Here is a 22,580-nt window from a genome sequence, read left to right as displayed (position 1 = left end):
TGTTGGGTGAGCGTCTCGACGTAAATGTTTCAGGATTTGTAATTCCACATCCATTGCCCTGCTTACCTTCCAGAGTTTTTTCTTTTAATCCTTTTATTTAGAATACTCGGAAAGTGACAGAAGAGGGATATAACTAAATTCAGTCGCCGCTGATTATCTAAAATTAAATCTCTGACTTTGCCAACCAGTTGCCCTTGGTTATCAATTACATCAAAATTGGCAACCTTTATTTTTAAAGTTGCTAATAAATTATAAATACTAGGTTTTCGATTAATTTGTTCAATATTATTTATCATTGCTTGGCTATTCATCACCCTAATTTGAGAATTTTTAGTACAGGTAAAGCCAAGTAAACAGCATCACCTGTACTAGGTCTAATTAATAATTAGTAAATAATTAAGTAAAAGAGAACAAGACTGATTTCGGGATAGGAGGAAATAGGGAAAATTTGATACTTTTAATTTATTTTCTCTTCCCTATTACCTGTTCCTTATTCCCTACCCCAAAGGGGTTTATTCACTCATCATTTTGTTAATTAGCGTTCTTCAATTGGGAGGCCGGGAGCATTCACATCTAACTCTTCCCGACGGATTGTTTCTTGAGCCTCAACGGTGTCTTGTTCGACCACTTTTCTGACTCGGACTTCTTCTCGGACAAATGCTTCTTTGCGAATGTCAGCAGTTTCTTCGTAGATTTCTACACGCGCAACTTCGCCTTCACGGAAGTCAGCTTCGCCAGGAGAAATCGTCCTACCCGCATCATCTGGGGTGATGCGTTCAATTACAACATGTTCGCTTTCTACTGGTACTGCAACTCTTGCAGTTTCAGTTTCTATGCGCTTACCAACATTTACTTCACCAGTTTTTTGTCTTCTCTTGTTAGCAACCAAACGCTCTTCATATAGTTTCAAGGTTTGATGATTTTGCTCATTTAAACCAAATAAAGAAGGCTCTTCGTTATAGTTATAGCTGTCACGGCTGAAAGTTGGCGTGGTGACTGGAGTAGTTGGTGTAGCTGTATAACCAGTATCTAATGTTGCAGTTGTATCTAGAGGTGTGGCTGTGTCTACATTTGTGCTGCTATATTTGGGATTACGATAAACACCACGTACCCGTTCTTCATAATCGTAATCAACTTGGCGTTCATCAAATTCTGGCAAGTCTTCTGCTTGTTCTCTGGTCATACCAACAGCGTAAACGCGATCGCGACCATAATCAATGCGGCTTCGACCTACTGGCAATAATACTTTTTTCCCAAAAATCCAGAAACCTAAGTCAACAACTAAATAGCGAAAATGTCCTTCGTCGTCTACTAAAACATCATTGACGCTACCTATTTTTTCATCGGTTCCTTCTGTATACACACCCAATCCTTTAATATCGTTACCTTGAAAAGATTCACGATAGTCAGGATCAAATTCATTTAATTTGTAAAGAGCCATTATATTTTACCTCTGAACTCTCATAAGACTTTCAATTATTAATGTAAAATTTTATTCATTAAGATACCTCTTTCTATCGAATGAATTACATCAAGTAAAGATTATCAAAAGTCATAGATTTTTATACATGGATAAATCCAAGTTTAATTAGCTCATGATTCGGAATACAAAATGAAATTTTTGCTGATTCCGTCTCACTAAAATTTATCTATAAATAAATGATTATGAGTCAATAGCCATGTGTATATACAAATGACTATTGATCTAGGAAGATTTTTACAGGTGGTTAAGCAATTTAGCGGAATCGTCGCTTAATTAAATAGTTTCCTGTCTATTCCGAGCCGCATCATCTACACGCAATTCACCTGTAGTGTTAATATCTAACTCTTCCCGACGAATTGTGTCTTCTGCTTCGACTGTATCTTGCTCTACTAATTTTTTAACTCGTACTTCTTCGCGGACAAACGCTTCTTTACGAATTTCTGGTGTTTCTTCATAAACTTCTATGCGTGCTACTTCACCTTCATGAAATTGAAGTTCATTAGAATCAACAACAGTTCCTGTTTCTGTGGGTGAAACTCGCTCGATGACAACACGCTCTTTTTGAATGGGGACTGTAACTCGTGCAGTTTCTGTTTCAATATGTTTACCCACTGCTACTTCTCCGGTTTTAACGCGATGCTTATTAGCAATTAGACGTTCTTCGTAAAGTTTGAGAGTTTGATGAGATTGATCATGCAAATCGTATAAATTAGGTTCTTGTTGATAATTATATGTATTGCGATCGTAGTTTACGTTACTGTCTACTGGACGAAATACACTGCGAACTTTTTCTTCATAATCTTCATTAACTGTATAGCTTTCGTGGTATTCAGGTAACATTTCTACTTGCTGCTTACTAAGTCCATCAACATATACCCTTTGTTCGGGATAATTGATATGGGAAAGACCAATTGGTAGTAATATTCTCTTCCCAAGAGTATCAAAGCCTGTGTCTATAACTAAATAGCGAAAACGCCCGTCTTGGTCAACTAAAGCATCACTTACTGAACCAATTTTGATTCCGCCTTCAGTATAGAGATCCAAATCTTTAACATCATCACCGCCAAATGTTTCCCGGTATTGGGGGTCAAATTCTTCGAGTTTATAAAGAGGCATAGCTGAGAAATTATTGAGGATATATTTTTATATCTCTAAGCTAAAAATTATTGGGTTTTAAATCCTCTGGCTGACGGCTGACTTTAAGTAAGAGATTTATTGTTAACGACTGATACTTTATGATGAAAATATCAATAGATTACTCTGGATTCATCACCAGTTAGCTTAATACTTAAGTTGGATAAGATAGCACAAAAAATATTCCACCAGCAGGAAGATAGTTTAAGCGATCGCCTGCATATCATAACCAGGTCGATGTTAAGAATTGTCGTTATGAGCAGCCAGAAGGCAAGAGGGTTTTAGTACAGTTGATTTTTCTGGGTAGTTATACTTAATTTGATCTATAAATGTGTCACGCTGGTAGAAAAGAATTTTATGCCTTATTTCAAGTCCCAGCGAGAATGTCTAATCAAGATTGGTTATTACAGTTGCGAAAAAACAGAGCGATCGCCGTTGTCCGTGCCTCAAAAATAGAATTAGGCGAACAGATGGCAATGGCGGTAGTATCTGGGGGAATGCAGCTAATAGAGATTACCTGGAATAGCGATCGCGCCGCAGAACTGATCGCTAAACTCCGCATGAAATTACCTGATTGTTTGATTGGTACAGGTACATTATTCAACGTGCAACAGTTACAAGATGCGATCGCCTCTGGAGCGCAATTTTTATTTTCGCCCCATCTTGACATAGAAATGATTAACGCCGCCGTCGCTAAAGATGTGCCAATTATTCCTGGGGCGCTGACTCCGACGGAAATTGTCAATGCTTGGCATCATGGCGCTAGTTGCGTGAAGGTATTTCCGGTGCAAGCTGTGGGAGGAGTCAGTTATATCAAGAGTCTACAAGCCCCATTGGGGCATATTCCTTTAATTCCAACTGGTGGAGTGACACTAGAAAATGCGCCAGAATTTATCCAAGCTGGGGCTGTGGCTGTTGGATTAAGTAGTGAATTGTTTCCGAAAAAGTTGGTAGCAACAGAAAATTGGGAGGCGATCGCTCAATCTGCCAATAATTTAATTCAGCATTTAGCGTAGCAAAATACACACTTACTGAATTTTTAGGCTACAAAGTAAAAAGGAAAAAATTCTTAAGACTCCCTCATTCAAGTGCATACATCATGAAAAGTCTGATTGATTCTCACCCCATACGCCACTTAAAAAAATTGGTTATAGGTGCAGCAATATGTTTGAGTGTGATTGGTGTTGGCACAAATGCAGTCACAGCCAGTTCTAAAAACGAGACAATCAAACAAAACATCCAAACTCTACAAAAATCTAACCAACGTTGGATTCAAATTAATCTCTCAACCCAAAGATTAACCGCATGGGAAGGGAAAAAACCTGTTTATGCAGTGACTATTTCCACTGGTAAACAATCCACGCCCACAAGGATTGGTAGCTTTAAAATTCAATCTAAGCATAAATCAGCACGAATGCGCGGCAGAGATTATGACGTTCCCAACGTTCCTTATACAATGTTTTACCAAGGTAACTACGGAATTCACGGAGCCTACTGGCATAACAAATTTGGTACACCAGTAAGTCACGGTTGCATCAATGTTGCACCTAATCATGCTAAATGGCTATTCAATTGGGCATCGTTAGGAACACCTGTGGTCATTCATAAGTAAGCAGATAGGCAAATGACAGCAAATCAAGACATTGCTATAGTCATACTCCGGAATCGCCATAACTTAACTTGAAGTAAGAAATAGAAGACTAGAGTACTCTAGTCAGCCGATATATTTTTGCGTAAGTCCTGTGGAAAATTACAAGTGCAAATATCGAATTAAGTAGTTTGCACTTTTTCAATTCACAAAGTTAAATAAATCGCCGTCAATACTCGAACAAAGTTGAGATAACTTCAGCAGTGAGAGGCAAATCAACTCTAGGCACAAAGGGATAGAAATGTAGGGGTATAAGTGATGAAAACCCTGGTATTCCTACTTCTTTCGACCTAGTTACAAGATCCAACCTTGGTACGTAGCTGTTTTAGCGGTCTCACCTGATACTGGTATTGGCGGATAATTCGCGTAGACATTCCATAAACAACTAGAAATTGTTTTGGCAATTTGGAGCGTTTATGAAAACTACAACATATTTTTCGCGTTGTTAGCAGGTGATGCAGAATGCAAACCCGAAGTAGAACTGTTGGAATTCGTCGCTCAGGAAATTTTTGTACAGGTGTCGCGCTGCTGTTAGCCACTTTTCTCTCCTCAGCGCTACCAACAGCTGACCCAAATTCTGTGATAGCTACAGCCGCGTCACTCAACAACAACAGCATCAAAATATCTGACAGTCGGGGAGTATCCCAACCTCGCCGGATTGAAATTGATTTATCCCAGCAACGCTTACGAGCCTGGGATGGTGAAAAGCTGGTTTACAACTTCCCCGTATCCACAGGTAAACGCGCTACCCCTACACCCATTGGTAGATTTCATATTCAGTCGAAGTATCGCACTAATAGAATGCGGGGTAGGGGTTACGACATTCCCGATGTTCCTTACACAATGTATTTCTATGAAGGTTATGCGATTCATGGCGCTTATTGGCATAACCGTTTTGGTACTCCAGTCAGCCACGGTTGCGTGAATTTACCAGTGAAACAAGCGCGGAAGTTGTTCAACTGGACGAAGCCAGGGACTGTAGTAGTGGTGAAACGGTAAGGATTAATTTTGTTGAGGATAGGCTTTTATAGCAGAAGGCAATACTTTTCGGTTAAGACATCTCTTCGTTGAGGCAGCAGGGGTACAGGGGGGATAGGGAGAATGAGCAGTATTGACTACCGCTATAGCTTGTCCTCAATTACTTTATTCTTTGACTGATTGCAGTGCTAAAAGTTCTAAAATGACTCCATTAGTCCAACCAAAACCTATTTCGTTAGAACTGTAGCCAAAGCAAATCTCATCAGAAACTTGGGCAGAACATCGCTCAACGTCATATTTTTCGACAAAAAAGCCACATCGTGTAAATTCTTTAATTGCCATAGTGAGGAATTTATCAGCAATATCATTGGCCTCTGAATGATATCCATAACGGTGCAGACCTTGGACAGCAATTAATGTTAATGGCCCCCAGCCAAAAGGCGCATCCCATTGATTTCCGGTGACGTGGGTACTGGTGAAAATTCCCCCAGGTGCGGCGAATAAAGTCAAATTTTTGACAATCTTTTGGGCTTGGGTAGAAGAAGCCAGCCCTGTCCATAGAGGATAGAAGGTAGTAGCAAACTCATAATGACGACGTTGGTTACTGTAGAAGTGATAGTCTAAATACAGTCCTTGGTCTTCATCCCAAAGGTATTGATTGATACGTTCATGGCGGAGACTAGCGCGATCGCTCCATTGTTGTCCAAGTTCAGGATTCCCTAAAATTTCGTGGATTTGCGCCAAGTCTTGTTCCATTTGATAAAGCAGACTGTTTAAGCACACTGGCGCATAGTGGATGATATCAACACTAAAGGGGCCAAAGCGGTTAGTGATATCAAACCCAGACTCGCGCATGGAGCGATCGCCTTTGTAAAATAAGTCTGTCAGTTCGTCTTTTTCTCGGTCATAATACAGACTGACATCATAGTCATCAATCTCAAATTTTTGATAATATTCCTTGACGCGTTCGTAGTGGCTGCGTCCGGCTTCATCTAGTTCCGAAAACAAAACTTCTGGTGCTGGCCCTTCGCCTAAAGCATAATACCGAGATAAGCCTGTTGCCGAATTCAGGTGGGGCGGTACTACCCAGTAGTAATAAAATTGTTCTAATAATGGCAGGGTTGATTTTAACCATGCTTGGTCTTGGGTATGTTGGAACAACGCCAACACCATCATACTCAGGACGGGGGGTTGCGATCGCGTCAGCATATAGGTACGGTTGGCATTGAGAATCGTCCCGTAATGCTGGACTTGATAAAGTAATTGATCTACTTGACTTTGAGCAAGTTCCCATTCTTCATCTCGCAGTAAACCGAGCAAGATAAAATAGCTATCCCAACCATACATTTCGTTAAAACGTCCGCCAGGAACAACATAAGCGCCAGGGAGATATAACAACCCGTGTTCTTCGATGGCTTCGACTTCGCTGGGTAAGGTGCGAATTTCTATTTGCTGCATTTCTTGGGCAGATAGCGATCGCTCTAATACAGATTTGACTGTATTACAGTCTTCTTGGGGGGAGATGTAAATTAGCCACGGGGTGTTGGGTTTGTGTTCTAGTTTGGTGTCTTGGGCTGATTCTAATAAGTGTTGGTGGGAACGGGTGAGGGTTTTCCAGGTTTGTTTGATGTAGGTGCGGACGCTGGTTATTGGGGGGCTGGTAAGTTGTTGGGTCATGTTTTTTAACGCAAAGGTACGCAAAGGTTGGCGCGGAGGTACGCGGAGAGGGGGAAAGAGAGATTTTCTGATTACGTGGGTTGTATAAGTTACTCAGAAATTAATAGGGCTACGGGGAGATAGGAGAGGGCGGTGGCGATGGGTAGGGTGTTTTCTGTGTGGAGAGTTTGCTGGGTGAGGAGATTTTGCCAAGTTTTGCTGGGGAGTTTTAGGTGTGTATCTTGCCATACCGACTCGCCGAGTGGGGTTTGTCCTGGTTGGATGAGGGTGGTGAGGAAACGGGGGATAATGGCGATCGCGGTTTGATTGTGATGTTGTCTGGCAAAGGCGATGATATGGTTGGCGTGGGTTCCGTGGATTTCTATTGGTTGGTATTCGCCGTTTTGGAATAATGAGAGATATTTGATTCTGGCTGTGAGTGCTTGTAGTGTTAGAAACAGTTTGATTCTCCCATCGGTTTTATTGGTGAGGAGTTCTGTAATTAAACTGAGAATATCGGTTTTGATTTGCTCTTGGATGGTACTCAAGTAAGTACGTCGTAATTCAAAATCTACGGGACGGCGGTTATCTGGATCAACTAAGCTTAAATCCCAGAGTTCTGTTCCTTGGTAGAAGTCGGGGACACCAGGCGCAGTGATCTTCAGGAGAGTTTGAGAAAGGGAGTTAAATATGCCATATTCGGCAATTTTTTGGTGAAAAGGGCGGAAGCTTTCGAGAAATTGCGGTGATAAGTTGGGGTCAAGAATTTTCTGGATTAAGGTGGTACAGGCTGCTTCGTATTCATCATCAGGGCGCAACCATGCAGTGTGAACTTTTGCTTCGCGGATGGCTTTAATCATATAGTCTTGCACCCGTTCGACAAAAGAGGCTTGTTCGTGTTCCGCAAAGGGAAATGCGCCGACTAAAGTTTGATAAAGAAAATATTCATCGTTGCGATCCACAAGGCTACGATGTTGTTGATTGAGTTCACTCCAGTTATTTACTTGTTGTTCCCATTCTTGGGGAATTTCGGACAACACATTTAACCTAGCTCTGACATCTTCACCGCGTTTGGTGTCATGGGTAGCTGTGGCGTTCATGGTGTGAGGCCAATTCGCTTGATGCTGTTGGTTAAAGTGATGAAATTGCTCGATAGTAATTCCAAAATGACTAGGGTTTCCGCCGACTTCGTTGAGTGAAATTAGTCGGTTGTAAACATATAAAGTAGTATCTTCCACACCTTTAGCCATGAGTGGGCCTGTGTATTGCTGCATCCGCAAGACAAAATAGATCCACTGTTCTTTTTCTGTTTGGCTAAGAGACTCATCAAACTGCAACAACATGACTTTTTCTAAAAAGTTCATTTCATGCTGTAACAGAGGTACTTGTTTTCTCGCCGTGTTAATTACTTGTTGAATACAGGCTTTATCACTATCTGGAATTGTATCGGGAGTGATATAAGTACGGTAGACGGGGAATAACATCAGGACTTCCGCGATCGCTCGTTTCAATCCATTCAATGTAAAATCATTACCATAGCGATATTTGCTGGCAATATTCTTCAGCAAGCTGGCTAAATTATCCACGTCACCCGCTAAATTCTTTTCGAGAATTAGATGTTTTTTCTCTTGCACAAGTGATGGATAATTAAAGCGTGAACCAATAAAGTAACTGTATATCTTATCAAATAATTTTTCATTTTGAACTTGACAAAATACACCATTAACATAATTCAAAAAGTCATATCCTGATGTACCTTGAATCTGCCAATAATTGGGTAAATCTTCTGTTAGTTCTAAAATCTTCTCGACGGTAATATAAACATCGCCCATTTTTTCTTGCAGCCGTTCTAAATACTGCGTCGGGTTATATAAACCATCAATATGATCAATTCTTAAGCCAGTGAATACACCCTCGTCTACCAACTTATGAATCAAACTATGAGTATTGTTAAACACGCGCATTTCTTCAACTTTCACCGAAATAAGTTCGTTAACAGTAAAGAACCGGCGATAGTTCATTTCCTCCGCGCCAACTTTCCAGAAAGCGAGACGATAAAACTGGTCGTTGAGTAAATCATCGAGTAAGTTAAAACTTTCTGAATTACCTGGCTCTCCATTAAATATTTTCAGATTTTCGGTAATGAATTCTCGGATATCATCATTACTGTTATACAGTTCCCAAATCAAACCTTTAATAAAAGCAATTTGGTCTTGACGCTGCTTCCCTGCAACTTCCGAGGGAACGCTTTTGAGAATATAAAGAATACCTAAAAGTTTAATAAAATCAGGATGATTCCTGCCTAAAGTGCGGGTGAGTTTCCCTAAATTGTAACTAATAAACTTAGTATAAGACTCTAAACGCAAAGGTAATTTTAAACTGTAATAGTTAACAGTTAAACCATTTTGTTCATATTGCAGTTGAATATCTCCCTTTTCCAGAGCTTCACCATAGAAATCTCCCAACAAAGGCGCAAGGATTCGCTCATGGCTATTAGCAAATGGAGAATTCCAGCAAACATCAAAATAGTCTGTATAGCTAGAATCTGCACCATGCTCCAACACATCCATTAAATAGGGATTTTCGCTACTATAAGCATTATGATTCGGCACAATATCCTGTAGCCAACCCATCCCCAAAGATTGTAATTTCGCTACTAAATTCTCAAAGTCTTCTGTAGTTCCCAATTGAGGATTTAACTGCGTAGCGTCTACCACATCATAACCATGTGTACTATCAGTCCTCGCCTTAAAAATTGGCGAAGCATACAAATCAGAAATACCTAAATCTGATAAATAGGCTGCGATCGCTCTAGCATCATCAAACCCAAACTGGGGTGTAAACTGAATCCTATAAGTTGCCTTCGGTATCCGCATAAATTCCTCCTCTAGTTCTCAAAAAACACTCCGCGCCCCTCAGCGCCTACCTCAGCGCACCTCTGCGTTAAAAAGCTTTTAAACCTCCACCTCATACAAAACCAAACTTGTGGGTTGTAATCTAACTTCGTCCCCCACAGATAGTTTGTCAGAGGCTTGAGAACTGTCTGCTGAGTCCAACAACTTCCGCGCACGTTGCTGAATAGGTAAACTCACCCCCACCGACGACGAATTAAAATTCATCGCCAATATCACTTCCTTCGATTCACACCAACGCCGTACCACAACTATCTTTTTCTCCTCATCACTCGTTGCGGCGATACTGTCGCGGTCATAATTCAACAACGCCGGATGAGTTTTGCGTAAATGAATTAACTGACGATACCAATCCCATAAAACCTTGTGCTGTCCTTGGTGACGTAATTCCCAATTCAATTTACATTGCAAAAAAGTCTCCGCCGATTCGGGATCTGGTGGATCTTCTGCATAATGGAACGCCTCAAACTCTTGTTTGCGTCCAGCACGCACAGCTTGAATTAAATCGGGGTCAGAGTGGCTGACAAAATAGATAAAAGGTGCAGTTTCACCATATTCTTCACCCATAAACAGCAACGGTAAATAGGGTGACAACAACACCGCACCAGCCGCTAACTTCAAACCTGCAAAGGAAATCCGCGCACTTAAGCGTTCCCCCTTCATTTGATTCCCTATTTGGTCGTGGTTTTGAATACAGACAGAAAACTGAGATAATGGGCGATCGCGGCAAGATATCCCATGAAATCGATGACGATGGGGAGCATAGCGCCAATCGTAGACAAAAGTATCTTGATAAGCTTTAGCTAAATCTGCACATTTACCGAAGTCTTGATAATATCCTAAGCGATCGCCTGTTAACAATGTGTGCAATGCGTGGTGAAAGTCATCACTCCACTGTGCATCAATTCCATACCCCCCCAACTCTGGCGGGCGGATAATTTGGGGATTATTCAGGTCACTTTCCGCAATTAAATGGCGTTTCCATGTCTCCCCACGAGAGAAATTATGTACAACTTCCGCCAGTTCCCACAAAAAATGCTTTGCGCCTAAATCATAAATTGCTTGAATCGCATCTAGCCGCAAAGCATCTATGTGAAAGTCCCTCAACCAATACAAAGCATTTTCAATAAAATAATTTCGCACACCTTGACTATGGGCATCATCGAAATTCATCGCGTTGCCCCAAGGTGTCTTATATGTTTTTGTAAAATAGGGCGCAAACTGACCCATATAATTACCTTCTGGGCCAAAGTGGTTATAAACCACATCCAACACCACAGCAATTCCATTGGCGTGACAAGCATTCACAAAGTGCTTTAAATCCGCTGGACTACCGTAGGAATTCTGTACTGCATAAGGATAAACGCCATCATATCCCCAGTTACGGTATGCCAAATCAGGCTGAATATGAGTATCGCCGGGAAATTGAGCGATCGGCATAATTTCAATCGCGTTAATTCCTAACTCCCGCAGTTCTGGTAAACGAGGAATAATCGCTGCAAAAGTTCCTTCTGGCGTGAATGTCCCCACATGGAGTTCATAAAAAATCATCGCTTCTAAAGGAACACCCGCCCAAGCTGCATCTGTCCAATCAAACTGATGATCGATAACTTGGGAGGCTCCATGAACGCCTTGGGGTTGAAACTGCGAAGCTGGATCAGCAAAGGCTTCCAGGTCATTTAATCTATATCGATAAAGTGTATCTGGATACACATCATTGACTTTTATCTGCCAGTATCCTTCTGCTTGGGGTTTCAGCGGAATTAACTGCGGCTCTGGCGTTAAAATTTCTACTGCAATACTGTTTAATGTGGGAGACCAAACAGTAAACTCACACTCTCCGTTACCTAAGTAGTGAGCGCCAATTTTCACACAGTATCCTCCCTTTACATAATGTTTTAAATAAATATTTGCTAACGGCAAATGTCATCAAATACACACTTTTTCGTCATTTTCCAGATAGCATCATGGTCTGTTTCTCAGTTATTTCACCAGTGCCAAAAGACAGATTTATGAGTAAGCATTTATTTGCAAATAAAAAGACCAGCCTCCCACAGCTGGTCTATCAAATGTTTTTTCGCGTTGTCTTCTCAATAGAGTTAAAACCCGATTGCGCGTTCCCAAAAATGCAACGGGCAACTTTTCTTAACAATATTGTAACAGCCAACACAGTTTTTTCTTAAAAATTTACTAAAAAAAGATAAAACCATTTCGGATTTACTTCCATCTTTGAGAATATTTCACCAAACCGCAAGAGATAGGGGAAGAAGGGGTATGGGGGTCTAAGGGTGTAGGGATTATCTGCAAGATATGTGAGAACTAAGTAGAACGGCGCGCAAAAACAAAAGTACATAACAAACAGTAAAGTTGCCCAAAAGCTTCTTACCTCCTGCCTCCTGCCTTGTCATAACGACAATTTTTAACGCCCACCTACTTATTAACTATTGGCCCTTAACTGATTGCGGTTTCCCCCAGAGAATGCGCTCTTGTTTGTAAATTGCAATTCCCGGCTTGGCTCCTTTGGGTTTGTAAACGTGTTTTGGTTGAGTATAGACTACTGGTACTTGGTCACTTTGTCGGGCGCGACTGTAGTAAGCAGCGAGGTTAGCCGCAAATTGCAGGTCATCTTTGTCGGGAACAGTACCCGGTTCTAAACGCATTAGGAGATGGCTTCCGGGAATTTCTTGGGCGTGGAACCACAAGTCATAATCTCCGGCTATGCGAAAAGTTAATTGGTCATTTTGCCCATTATTCCGGCCAATTAAGATTTCTACGCCGTTAGGAGTGCGATAACGACGGAAGTTAGTGATAGCAGTTTCGTTAGTACTGCGATTGCGATATCCTGGATCTTCTAAATATTTTTGTCCAACTAGCTCATCGCGGATTTCTTCTAAAGCTTGCAAGTCTTCGGCTGTTTCGTAGTTTTCAATTTGGGCGATCGCTGCCTCTACTTGCTCTAAATAATCAATTTCTGACTGTACTTCCAATAATAGCGGTTCTACTGCGGAACGAGCGCGTTTGAGTTTTTGGTGCTGCTTGTAAAAATATTGAGCATTTTGTACGCCATTTTTATCAGGCTGAAGTGCGATCGCGACTGGTTCCCCTGTCTCAAAATCAGCTAAGGTGATTTCTTTCATTCCCGGTTCCCAATTTTGCAAGTTAGCCATCAACAAATCTGCTTTTTGACGATAATCATCAGCTTGATCTGATTGCTGCAACCGGGTTGTAAAGGCTTGTGCTTTAACTTTTAACTTCGCCAGAATATTGTTTAACTTCTGACTCAGTTGATGGCGTAATTGGCTAAATACCTGTTGATTTAGTTGGTCAGTATAATACTTATTCAACAATGATTGAGTATCTTTAACTGGTGCAACAGCACCCCAACCCATCACGGTGTAACCCGTTGCTGTCCAAGCTGGTTGAAATTTACCTACATCTAAAGCTTGTAACCATTCTTGCCAACATTGAAACAGTTTTTGCCAATCTTCAGAACTAAGTTGATCAGTTGTGGTTTCTGGTGCAATATTCGCGGCCAACAATAGAGAATCTACCAGCGCCGTACTTAAACCGCTATAACTTTTGATTAGCTGACGCTTAATTGCACCGGGAACTAAGCTCACCCTTTCTTGCCAACGTGCGGGAGATTCGCTCAAACTGGGAACTGGGCCTGTAAGCTTGGGGGGAAATTCGTAAAGTTGTCCAGTTTGAATCGGTCGAACACTGGATTGTTGCTCACTAACTTGATGGGCAGCCGTAATGATGAAATTATTGGCATCAGTGAGAATAGCATTACTGTATTTGCCCATAATTTCCACATACAAGTGATATAGGGCAGATTCTCCCGGACGACGAGCAAATTGTAAATCTATTGCCCTCTCCCAAGGAGCGATCGCTTCAATCCCAATTAAAGCCAAACCACCCAATTGGTGTACTAATTGTTGGCTAAAAGTAAAAGTATCCGGCGATCGCGGTGGCGGATCACCAATACAAATTCTTGCAGCTTGGGGATGCCAAGAAACTTCCAGCCAGCCCCGTTGTTTGAGGGTGCGTAATGCAATAGAAATAGTGTAGCGATCGCGCTGATAAACTTGTTCTAAACGCGATGGCAGCCAGTAAGCGCGTAGTTCGCTACAAGCAGAAGTCAGGGTCGTAAAGTCAACTGGTTGCACAACAAAAAGTCCGATGCTCAGTATATGCTATCTTGTCTATAGGGTTCCTACGGGATTTTTGTCAAAATTCCGTACTGCGGCCAAAGTTTTTCCTGTTCCCTGTGGCCTTCCGAGAAAATAATTTCAGGAACCAAATCAGATTGCTATAGCTCTGCTTGGCACAACATGAAAAAGATGAAATACTCCATATCCTACAGCCTAGTTATGGCTACATTGGTGACTATAGAAGCATTGTTATCAATCACTCCAATCAATGCTCAACAAATCCCTGAAACTGTAGCTAACGGTATATACCATCCCAGAGAATCCAGCTTTTTCCGCGAGGGAAGAGAAAAATTTGAAAGAGAAATCGGATTTTTGCAACAAAATAGCAGTTATTCCCCAGAAAGCATTCTCAAAATTACTCCACAATCAACACCCATCATCAAGCAGCCACCTCTTGAAAATCCTCAATATTTACCGAATAACAAAGCTCTACCATCAGATTAATCAGGGAATCATTAGTGAACGAATAGATACCCGACTTCTTCAAGAAATCGGGTATCTAAGCTTTTTAATGATATTATCGTTTGTCTGACAGCTTACCGTTTAGGCGCACTCAAACCACGACGCTCAAGAATTTGTCGCACCTCTGGGCTAGGAGTGTAGTTATAGCCGTAAGAAGAATTTTCCGAATCATCCATAACTTGAGGTGTGAGTAACACAATTACCTCATTACGCTGATTGTTTTTGTTTGTTCTTCTAAACAGTGAACCAATCAGTGGTAAATCTCCCAAAATAGGGATTTTAGAAACGGTTACTCGGTCTTGGTCTTGAATAATCCCTGAAAGAATTAGTGTCTGACCATCACGTAAACGAATTAAGCCAGAATTGAGCGATCGTTCAGATACTAAGAATATACTTTGACTATTACCACCAACATTAATCTCTGCTGAAGATTGAGGAGCCTTAACAACAGGAGCTACTGATAATGAAACAAAACCATTATCATCAATTCTGTCAACTTTGACAGCTAATGTTAGACCCACACTTGTTTTCTCAGCAGTAACTGTTTGCACAGAAGTATTATCACCACGAGTTACTTCATTCTTAATATTGCCTACTACTTCTTGAGTCAGGTTAACATTAGCAGTCTGACCTTCTTGCACAATTAACGTGGGGTCTGTCAAAATCTTGGCATTACCACTTGTCACCTGAGCTTGCAAACTAGCAAGGAAACGTCTAGGGAATTGATACAGAGATGGCAAGCTGTATGTGTATGTAGCCGGAGTACCCGCAGTTGTAGTGGTCTGAAAGCCGTAGCTAGTTGGTTGTCCCGTAGTAGGATCAATTGCAGTTGGTACAATCGCAGTTGTACTTGTTCCCGCAGTTCCTGGTGTATATGCTGTAAGTCCTGTTTGTAAAGGGTTGGAACTAACACCAGCACTAGGTGTTCCTGTACTCGGATCAGTTGAGTTGAGGAAAATATTACCTGATTGAAGTGGGTTACTAGTAACGGGAGTACCAGTTAAGTTATTTGCTGCCTCAGCACTAGTAGCTGGTCTAGAACCACCAAAGTTTAGAACTGCTGCACCACCATCATTAGTAAAGTAATTATTGCCAACACCAAAGGAAAAACTAGTGTTAGTATTATGAGTATTTAAAAGGTTAACATCGACAATTTTGACGTTAACTGCCACTTGACGACGACGGATATCCAGCTGTGTTAGTTGAGAAATTGCTATATCAATCTGTTTAGCAGGGCCAATCAAAGTTATAGAATTTGTCCGTTCATCCCCTAATGCTTGTAACCCTCGCAATAAAGGTGTTGTGTATTTAGAATCATCAAGAGTGAGGCGTTCAATTCTTGTTTCTGTAGTTGTCTGACTTTGAGTGACTGGGTTAGATCCAGCGCCCACAGGTACAGCCGTAACATTGGTTACTTGCCTTTCTCTGGTGACTGCACTTTCAGCCCCCATCCCTACTAAAAAGTTCAACGCAACTCCCACGTTTACCTGATTTAGCCGCAGGCTACGCACAACAACATCACGAGTTGAATTAGGTAATTTAGTACCAACAAAAATTGTACGACCGTTGCGGTTAGCTTCTAAACCACTTAAACGCAAGACATAGTTAAACACATCTTGCACTGGCTCATTTTCTATATCTAAAGAGATTGTTTGAGAGCCAGCAGCATTTGCAGGAGCAGCACCTTGTTGACCTCCAGAAGTATCAGCGCTGATGTAAGCTAAATTGAGATTAGCTGCACGAGCCAAAAGAGATAAAACTTCTCGTACTGGCGCATCTCGCAACACCAACCGAGGAACGCGTTCTTGGCTTCCTAAATCAATCACGCTCGGAGAAGCATCTGTAGCCGAAACTGCGATATCTCCCACCGGTGGCGCGACGGCTCTAGGCAAAAAAGGCGGAGCTTGGCTTGCTGGTTGACCAGGGCCTGCGGCTTGAGCAGGTCTGCCATCAATACTAATTTCCGGGTTAGGAACAAGAACATCTGGCTTTTGATTTGGTTGCACAGGCACAGGCACATTTGCAGAAGGCACTGTCGATGTTGTTGGTGTTGGGACTGATGCAGTAGTTCCTGTTGATGGGGTAAAGCCGAGGGTGATTCTGTCATCTTTTCGCAATACTGGTTGACTACCAGGCGCATCGTTGTCACCAGTTACTATCACCCGAATACTATTAGCATCTAGTTGAACGACTTCAACAGAAGCAATTCCCGCCGCAGGTTTATCTTGACGAAAGTTACTGCCCCGTGGTAAACGTAGTTGAGCATTAATAATATCAGAAACTAACGTTTTGCCTCTTTTTGTTGTAAAAACTTGCGGACGAGAACCTAAAGAAGTTTTTAGAACAACGTTAATGCCACCATCAACAGGATTTAACTTGACCTCATTAACTTGAGTTATCTGCGCCCACCCTGGTTGAGCTGCCAAAAATGTCAAAGCAGCAGCACCCAATATTAAACTATTACCGTGAAGCTGTTTCACAGTTCATTCCTCACTTGATAAACATTTTTAAGCAACACTTATTGAGAAAAAGCACTTAGCAATTTCATTAAGGCTTAGGCGGCGCTTTAGGAGCGGCCGCAGCCAATTCTTCTGGCGTAAGTGGTATCAAAGCCTGTAATTGGAAAGATGTAGTAATTGGCGGAGGCCCTACTTGACGTACGACTTTGCCTGATTGGGTATTAGCTTGTACTGGAGCTAATACCGACTGATAATCTCTAACTATTAACAAAGGCTGTAAACGCTCTATATTCCGCAGAATCGATTGGGTTTGCTCATAAGTACCAATAAATTCGACATTTATATTCAAACGTTTCAGCTTGTTGTTAACTGCTGCACCCAAAGAGCCATCTGTAATAATTTCTGCTTGATTAGTAACAGGTGTAAATTTTTGAAGTTTAGCTTTGACAGCGTTAGGAGGTACTTGAGCATTACCAGACTCAACCAGTCGATTTAAATCTAGCAGCAAAGTATCTAAAGTTTTTTCATTAGAAAACAAACCTAATACCTGAATTTTTTGTTGTTTTGCATCGGCTAAGTCTTTTTTTACTTGGTCGATTTGTTTGAGGGTGGCTTTTTTCTGGTCAATTTGTCCTTGCAGTTCACCACTTTTTGCTTGCTGCTGTTGATAGTTATCCCATGCTGGTAGCACAAGGTTGAGTACGATGAATAAAGCTCCAGCAAGTCCCAGTACTCCCGCGATCATGCCAATAATTTGGGGAGTAAAGGTAATACCAAAGACTACGGGATAGGGTGATGCACCTGAATCAAATTCTTCGCCTTGATCGGCAAAATTTAAATCTTCACTCAGCGTCATTTTGGGATGACTCCTGTTTGTTGCATAGTGCGAATTCGAGCTACTAGTCCTATCGTGCCTTTCTGTTCTAACTCCCGGACTAACTCAGAAGCGGGAACATCACTTAAACTTGATTGGATACTGTATTTAACTATTGGTGGCGGTTTGATTTGTACTTTAGATGTGGCCGCAGTTGGTGGTAGCGGCGCATCTATTAAGTTTGCAGTGGTAATTCTGCTTTCTGAAGCTTTTAAAAATTGAGACTGTTGCAGACTCAATAAGAAATCGTTGACCTCATTAAAAGACCGAGCGACTCCTGTGATTTCGATACCACCAGCCGGATTACTAGGCGGTTGACCTTCGGCGGCTGCAATAGGTGGAATTTGTTTGACGTTTTCAATTTGGACTGCGGCTGGAATGCGATCGCGCAAATCTTGTAACATCGCTGACCAAGGTCGAATTTGGTCAAATACAGTTACTAAACTTTGAGTTTCTCCTTTAACTGCATTTGTTTCTTCCTTGATTTTGTTAATATTTCCTATTTCTGTATCTAATTTAGTGACTTCTTGCTGTAACTGTGCTATGTTCTGCTCTAGTTCACCATTTTTACCTTGCAGTATCCACCAACCAGCCCCTGCAAAAATCGGTAAACATAAGCCCAAGCCAACTCCCAAAACAATTGGTTTAGGGTCTCCCGCTGGAAGCTTTCGACCCGCTTTTCTATCACTCTTATTTTGGTAAATTGGGCGATCTTTAAGAAAGTTAACATCTAAACTGTACATTTCGTTATACCTCCCGCATTCCGAGGCCAAGTACAATCGCTAAACTAGAGCGTTGTAAAGCTGGATATTTTTGTTCGTCAACTTGCAAAGATAATCCTCCAACCGGATCTATTGCAGTAGTTGGCAAACTTAAGCGTTGTGTGAAGAACTCATCTAGCTGTTGCAGCCCGCCACCTGGCCCAGCCAATAAAATCTGCGCGATTTCCAAATTTTCACTTTGATTCAAGTAAAAATCGATAGAACGGCGTAGTTCATCCGTTAGTTCTCCCAAAACTCTCATCATCGCTGCCATACCAGGGTTGATTCCTGTCACCCCAGTTTGCCCACCATCCATAGGAGTTGCCGGAATGGTCATTTCCTGCAAAAGTTCCATATCTCGTGATGTCGGTAAACTCATAGCCCTGGCAAGGGCTTCTTGCATTTGATAAGTGCCAATCGGCACAGTCCGCGAAAATTGTGGTACTCCGTTCACGATGATGGCTATTTCTGTACTATCAAACTCAATGTCAACTAGTACAGCCGCTTCCTGTGGGCCAAATTGCCGCAGTTGGTCACGGATTGTCCGAATCAGTGCAAAACTGTTAATCTCTAAAACATCGATTTGCAATCCTGCCTGCTCAAACGTACTTAGATAGGCATCTGTTACCTCCTTGCGAGTGGCAACTAATAATACCTGTACTTTTTCAATGCCATCCTCATCTACAAAGTACCCAAGTTTTTGATAATCTACATCAGCCTCCTCACGGGGATATGGTAAATACAAGCCAGCTTCATGATTTAGCACCATATCCCGTAATTCTTTGTCATCCAACTCAGATGGCACTGGGATAAGACGTACGATAGAATCTCGTCCAGGTACACCGGTAGCAACACGAGAAGCCTTAATTTTACTTTCAGCCAATCCTTGCTGAATGATTTGTGCCATTGTTGGAGGGTCAGTTATTTGACCATCTGTCACCACACCTTCGGGAACTGGTACAGATATCAAAGATTCTAGTTTTACGCCTTGGCGCTGCTTGCGTAACTGAACGATATTTACCCGTTCTGATGCAAGTTCGATGCCAACCCCTTTATTAGATTTGCCAAACAGGCTATTAAAGCTTTTCACCACAGTTCCGCCGGACTACTAAAATTGAAAATTTAAATTGTCAACGCAGTATATTGCGTTTTTACGGGTAATTGATTTAGCCTATAATCTCGTTAATTCTCCATAAGCTTTTCATTTCTATCAAGGGTGAAAATACTGGTAAAATGATTCGATTGCAAAAATTCAAACAACTAACAGCTTGGGCAATAATTGGCTTATTGACCAGTTGGATTATTAGTTGCAGTTCAGGTAACGTCGGCACAAGTCCAAAACAAGCGACAACGGAAGTAGCCAATATTGAGTTTTGGACAATGCAACTCCAACCTCAATTTACTGACTACTTTAAAACTTTGATTTCTAATTTTGAGTCACAAAATCCCGGTGTAAAAATTAACTGGGTTGATGTGCCTTGGTCTGCTATGGAGAACAAAATTTTAACAGCTGTCTCCGCAAAAACGCCACCTGATGTTGTTAACCTCAATCCAGATTTTGCGTCCCAATTAGCAGGACGAAATGCGTGGTTAGACTTAGATACCACAATTCCCCAAGATGTGCGTTCTGCATATTTACCTAATATTTGGAAAGCCAGTACACTTAATGGCAAAAGTTTTGGAATTCCCTGGTATCTCACAACACGGTTAACTATTTATAACACTGATTTATTGAAACAGGCAGGTATCAGTAAACCACCGGCTACATACGCAGAATTAGCACAAGTCGCACAACAAATTAAAGATAAGACTGGTAAGTATGCTTTCTTTATCACTTTTGCACCGCAAGATTCCGGTGAAGTGATGGAGTCTTTGGTACAGATGGGAGTGACTTTAGTCGATGCTGAAGGTAAAGCAGCTTTTAACTCACCACAAGGTAAAGCTGCATTTCAATATTGGGTTGATTTATACAAAAAAGGACTACTCCCCAAAGAGGTGTTAACCCAAGGCCATCGTCATGCTATTGATTTATATCAATCTGGTGAAACTGCGTTTTTAGCTTCGGGGCCAGAATTTCTCAAAACCATAGCTAATAATGCGCCAAAAATTGCACAAGCATCAGCTATAGCACCACAAATTACTGGCGATACAGGTAAGAAAAATGTAGCAGTGATGAATGTAATTATTCCTCGCGCTACTAAACATCCTGATGCGGCGACTAAGTTTGCTTTATTTGTGACTAATGATGAAAATCAATTAGCTTTTGCTAAAGCTGCTAATGTTTTACCTTCGACAACTAAAGCACTATCTAATAGTTACTTTAAAGATATGTCAGTTAATGCTTCTACAGTTGAAAAAGCCAGAGTTATTAGCGCTACACAATTACAACAAGCTGAGGTTTTAACACCAAAACTAAAAGATTTCAAGAAATTGCAAAAAGCAGTTTATGACAATTTACAAGCAGCTATGTTAGGTCAGAAAACTGTAGATAAAGCTGTTGAAGATGCAGCGCAACAGTGGAATAATCGTTAACTTTGAAAGTCTCATAACCCCGACTTCTTGAAGAAGTCGGGGTTATTTTTGTTTATGCGTGATTTAATGTTGCTAAGAAATGACCAATTAAATAAAGGGAACCACACAAAACTACTAAATTATTTGTGTCAGTAAATGCAGATTCTAATGCTGAGGATAAATCATTGTATGTCTGACAAAAACTTAGTCCTGGAAAAATATTATTAGCCAGATTTGCTAATTCTGTGGGATTGGCTGAACTATTATCTGGGACTGGGACTAAATATAATTTATCGCCTGTTCGGAGTAAAGCTTGAAAAATTTTGCTATGCTCTTTTGTTGAGAGCATTCCCATGATCCAAGTTACATTTTGATTATTTAAACTATCAATATAATTACGCAATACCTGAGCCGCTGCGGGGTTATGTGCGCCATCAATTAATAGTTTATGATTGTGCCAAATCAGCCATTGCATTCGTCCTGGCCATTTGGTGTTTCCCATACCGTTGATGATGGCTGATTGAGAAATTTTCCATCCTTTTTGTTGGAGAATTTCTAATGTTGCTAAAGCTAAAGCTGAATTAGTTAATTGAATTTGCCCTTGTAATGGTAAAGGATATTGAAGTGTCTGATATTCTGCCCATCCGGGAGATATTTGCAGGGCGGGTTGGGGTGTAAATATTGGAGATTGTAATTCTTCGGCACGCGATCGCACAACTTTTTCGGCATCAGTTGGCAATGAACCCATAACAACCGGACACCCAGGCTTGATAATTCCTGCTTTTTCTCTAGCAATATCAGCTACCGTCGGCCCTAATTGTTGCCAATGTTCGCGGCTAATGGAAGTAATCACTGTCACTAAAGGTTCAGAACAGACATTAGTCGCATCTAAACGGCCACCTAACCCAACTTCTATTACTGCGATATCAATTTGTTGCTGGGCAAAATACAACCAAGCTGCTGCGGTAATAATCTCAAACTGAGTGGGATATTCGTCATCACCAGAAACAGCCGCCTGGACTGTTTGTACAAGTTGACTCAATTCCTCTGAAGAAATTGGCTGTTCATTGATACAAATTCTTTCTGTCCAATCAATGAGATGGGGCGAAATGTAACGCCCTGTGCGATAACCCGCTTCTGTAAGTACTGAAGAGAGATATGCACAGACAGAACCTTTACCATTTGTACCAGCAACGTGAATTACTGAAATGCGATCGTGGGGATTGCCTAGGTTTGCCAACAGTTTGACAATGCGTGAGAGTCCCAGATTTACACCAAAATGTTGCAAGGGTTGAAGTAAGGAGTCGATATTCACAAATGAAGTATGAAGTGTGAAATTTTATTTTTTAACCTTCTGCCTCTGGTTGGTGAGCGACTTGCCTTGAGCGAAGCCGAAAGGAGCCGAACCACTGCCTTCTGCCTTCTATCAACAAAACCGACTGCCCTTTACCAGAAACAGTCGGTTTGAAGGTGGTAATGTAAATTTAT

The 22,580-nt window shown here is 41.4% G+C and carries 17 protein-coding genes; 5 read left to right on the top strand and 12 right to left on the bottom strand.

Annotation, left to right across the window (positions count from 1 at the left end; all coding sequences use genetic code 11):
* Nucleotides 1–62 precede the first annotated feature (62 nt).
* From IQ244_RS17605 to IQ244_RS17595, 3 genes are all read right to left on the bottom strand, one after another.
* Nucleotides 63–311, bottom strand: a complete 249-nt coding sequence (locus IQ244_RS17605) for a hypothetical protein (protein WP_193896341.1) — start codon at nucleotides 309–311, stop codon at nucleotides 63–65.
* Nucleotides 312–535: 224 nt separating this feature from the next.
* A complete protein-coding gene (locus tag IQ244_RS17600; RefSeq protein ID WP_193896327.1) occupies nucleotides 536–1,441 on the bottom strand; it encodes a DUF2382 domain-containing protein in 906 nt (301 codons plus the stop codon).
* Between the two features lie 315 nt (nucleotides 1,442–1,756).
* Entirely contained in the window at nucleotides 1,757–2,599 is an 843-nt protein-coding gene (locus tag IQ244_RS17595; protein WP_193896325.1) for a DUF2382 domain-containing protein, read from the bottom strand.
* A 401-nt stretch (nucleotides 2,600–3,000) separates the two neighbouring features.
* Between IQ244_RS17595 and IQ244_RS17590 the strand changes: the two genes are divergently transcribed.
* The 3 genes from IQ244_RS17590 to IQ244_RS17580 all read left to right on the top strand — a co-directional run bounded on the left by IQ244_RS17590 (nucleotide 3,001) and on the right by IQ244_RS17580 (nucleotide 5,264).
* Complete coding sequence (locus IQ244_RS17590) at nucleotides 3,001–3,633, top strand: bifunctional 4-hydroxy-2-oxoglutarate aldolase/2-dehydro-3-deoxy-phosphogluconate aldolase (RefSeq protein WP_193896322.1); 633 nt, start codon at nucleotides 3,001–3,003, stop codon at nucleotides 3,631–3,633.
* Between the two features lie 83 nt (nucleotides 3,634–3,716).
* Nucleotides 3,717–4,229: a L,D-transpeptidase gene (locus IQ244_RS17585; RefSeq protein ID WP_193896320.1), complete on the top strand. Its 513-nt coding sequence runs from the start codon at nucleotides 3,717–3,719 to the stop codon at nucleotides 4,227–4,229.
* A gap of 498 nt (nucleotides 4,230–4,727) precedes the next feature.
* Nucleotides 4,728–5,264, top strand: coding sequence for a L,D-transpeptidase (locus IQ244_RS17580; RefSeq protein ID WP_193896318.1), 537 nt, complete (start codon nucleotides 4,728–4,730; stop codon nucleotides 5,262–5,264).
* Nucleotides 5,265–5,408: 144 nt separating this feature from the next.
* On the opposite strand, the gene IQ244_RS17575 is transcribed toward IQ244_RS17580, so the two are convergent.
* The 4 genes from IQ244_RS17575 to IQ244_RS17560 form a co-directional block, all read right to left on the bottom strand.
* Nucleotides 5,409–6,920, bottom strand: coding sequence for a trehalase family glycosidase (locus IQ244_RS17575; protein WP_193896316.1), 1,512 nt, complete (start codon nucleotides 6,918–6,920; stop codon nucleotides 5,409–5,411).
* A gap of 89 nt (nucleotides 6,921–7,009) precedes the next feature.
* A complete protein-coding gene (treY, locus tag IQ244_RS17570) occupies nucleotides 7,010–9,775 on the bottom strand; it encodes a malto-oligosyltrehalose synthase (RefSeq protein WP_193896314.1) in 2,766 nt (921 codons plus the stop codon).
* Nucleotides 9,776–9,853: 78 nt separating this feature from the next.
* Nucleotides 9,854–11,683, bottom strand: coding sequence for a malto-oligosyltrehalose trehalohydrolase (gene treZ, locus IQ244_RS17565; protein WP_193896312.1), 1,830 nt, complete (start codon nucleotides 11,681–11,683; stop codon nucleotides 9,854–9,856).
* A 569-nt stretch (nucleotides 11,684–12,252) separates the two neighbouring features.
* Nucleotides 12,253–13,980, bottom strand: coding sequence for an Rqc2 family fibronectin-binding protein (locus tag IQ244_RS17560; protein ID WP_193896310.1), 1,728 nt, complete (start codon nucleotides 13,978–13,980; stop codon nucleotides 12,253–12,255).
* 174 nt (nucleotides 13,981–14,154) lie between these two features.
* Between IQ244_RS17560 and IQ244_RS17555 the strand changes: the two genes are divergently transcribed.
* The gene (locus IQ244_RS17555) at nucleotides 14,155–14,469 is read left to right on the top strand and encodes a hypothetical protein (RefSeq protein WP_193896308.1); all 315 of its coding nucleotides are present in this window, start codon (nucleotides 14,155–14,157) and stop codon (nucleotides 14,467–14,469) included.
* 92 nt (nucleotides 14,470–14,561) lie between these two features.
* On the opposite strand, the gene IQ244_RS17550 is transcribed toward IQ244_RS17555, so the two are convergent.
* From IQ244_RS17550 to pilM, 4 genes are all read right to left on the bottom strand, one after another.
* On the bottom strand, nucleotides 14,562–16,967 hold the full coding sequence (locus IQ244_RS17550; protein ID WP_193896307.1) for an AMIN domain-containing protein: 2,406 nt from the start codon (nucleotides 16,965–16,967) through the stop codon (nucleotides 14,562–14,564).
* A gap of 67 nt (nucleotides 16,968–17,034) precedes the next feature.
* Entirely contained in the window at nucleotides 17,035–17,802 is a 768-nt protein-coding gene (locus IQ244_RS17545; RefSeq protein WP_193896305.1) for a pilus assembly protein PilO, read from the bottom strand.
* Complete coding sequence (locus IQ244_RS17540; RefSeq protein WP_193896303.1) at nucleotides 17,799–18,563, bottom strand: PilN domain-containing protein; 765 nt, start codon at nucleotides 18,561–18,563, stop codon at nucleotides 17,799–17,801. Before IQ244_RS17540 ends, IQ244_RS17545 begins: the two co-directional genes overlap by 4 nt.
* Nucleotides 18,564–18,567: 4 nt before the next feature.
* The gene (gene pilM, locus IQ244_RS17535) at nucleotides 18,568–19,674 is read right to left on the bottom strand and encodes a type IV pilus assembly protein PilM (protein ID WP_193896301.1); all 1,107 of its coding nucleotides are present in this window, start codon (nucleotides 19,672–19,674) and stop codon (nucleotides 18,568–18,570) included.
* 140 nt (nucleotides 19,675–19,814) lie between these two features.
* Between pilM and IQ244_RS17530 the strand changes: the two genes are divergently transcribed.
* The gene (locus tag IQ244_RS17530) at nucleotides 19,815–21,113 is read left to right on the top strand and encodes an ABC transporter substrate-binding protein (protein ID WP_193896299.1); all 1,299 of its coding nucleotides are present in this window, start codon (nucleotides 19,815–19,817) and stop codon (nucleotides 21,111–21,113) included.
* A gap of 52 nt (nucleotides 21,114–21,165) precedes the next feature.
* Here the strand turns inward: IQ244_RS17530 and IQ244_RS17525 are convergent, their stop codons facing one another.
* Nucleotides 21,166–22,407, bottom strand: coding sequence for a bifunctional folylpolyglutamate synthase/dihydrofolate synthase (locus tag IQ244_RS17525; RefSeq protein WP_193896297.1), 1,242 nt, complete (start codon nucleotides 22,405–22,407; stop codon nucleotides 21,166–21,168).
* Between the last annotated feature and the right edge of the window lie 173 nt (nucleotides 22,408–22,580).

This window comes from Nostoc sp. LEGE 06077 (assembly GCF_015207705.1).
Lineage (GTDB): Bacteria > Cyanobacteriota > Cyanobacteriia > Cyanobacteriales > Nostocaceae > Nostoc_B.
Note: the sequence above shows the minus strand (reverse complement) of the source record. Positions and strands in the feature narration are given on the sequence as shown.

Bases quoted from the DNA above. Each gene is read 5' to 3' on its own strand.
- IQ244_RS17580 (WP_193896318.1), top strand. From the start codon at position 4,728: ATGCAAACCCGAAGTAGAACTGTTGGAATTCGTCGCTCAGGAAATTTT.
- treY (WP_193896314.1), bottom strand. From the start codon at position 9,775: ATGCGGATACCGAAGGCAACTTATAGGATTCAGTTTACACCCCAGTTT.
- IQ244_RS17590 (WP_193896322.1), top strand. From the start codon at position 3,001: ATGTCTAATCAAGATTGGTTATTACAGTTGCGAAAAAACAGAGCGATC.
- IQ244_RS17530 (WP_193896299.1), top strand. From the start codon at position 19,815: ATGATTCGATTGCAAAAATTCAAACAACTAACAGCTTGGGCAATAATT.
- IQ244_RS17555 (WP_193896308.1), top strand. From the start codon at position 14,155: ATGAAATACTCCATATCCTACAGCCTAGTTATGGCTACATTGGTGACT.
- IQ244_RS17585 (WP_193896320.1), top strand. From the start codon at position 3,717: ATGAAAAGTCTGATTGATTCTCACCCCATACGCCACTTAAAAAAATTG.
- IQ244_RS17575 (WP_193896316.1), bottom strand. From the start codon at position 6,920: ATGACCCAACAACTTACCAGCCCCCCAATAACCAGCGTCCGCACCTAC.
- IQ244_RS17600 (WP_193896327.1), bottom strand. From the start codon at position 1,441: ATGGCTCTTTACAAATTAAATGAATTTGATCCTGACTATCGTGAATCT.
- IQ244_RS17595 (WP_193896325.1), bottom strand. From the start codon at position 2,599: ATGCCTCTTTATAAACTCGAAGAATTTGACCCCCAATACCGGGAAACA.
- IQ244_RS17545 (WP_193896305.1), bottom strand. From the start codon at position 17,802: ATGACGCTGAGTGAAGATTTAAATTTTGCCGATCAAGGCGAAGAATTT.
- IQ244_RS17540 (WP_193896303.1), bottom strand. From the start codon at position 18,563: ATGTACAGTTTAGATGTTAACTTTCTTAAAGATCGCCCAATTTACCAA.
- IQ244_RS17605 (WP_193896341.1), bottom strand. From the start codon at position 311: ATGAATAGCCAAGCAATGATAAATAATATTGAACAAATTAATCGAAAA.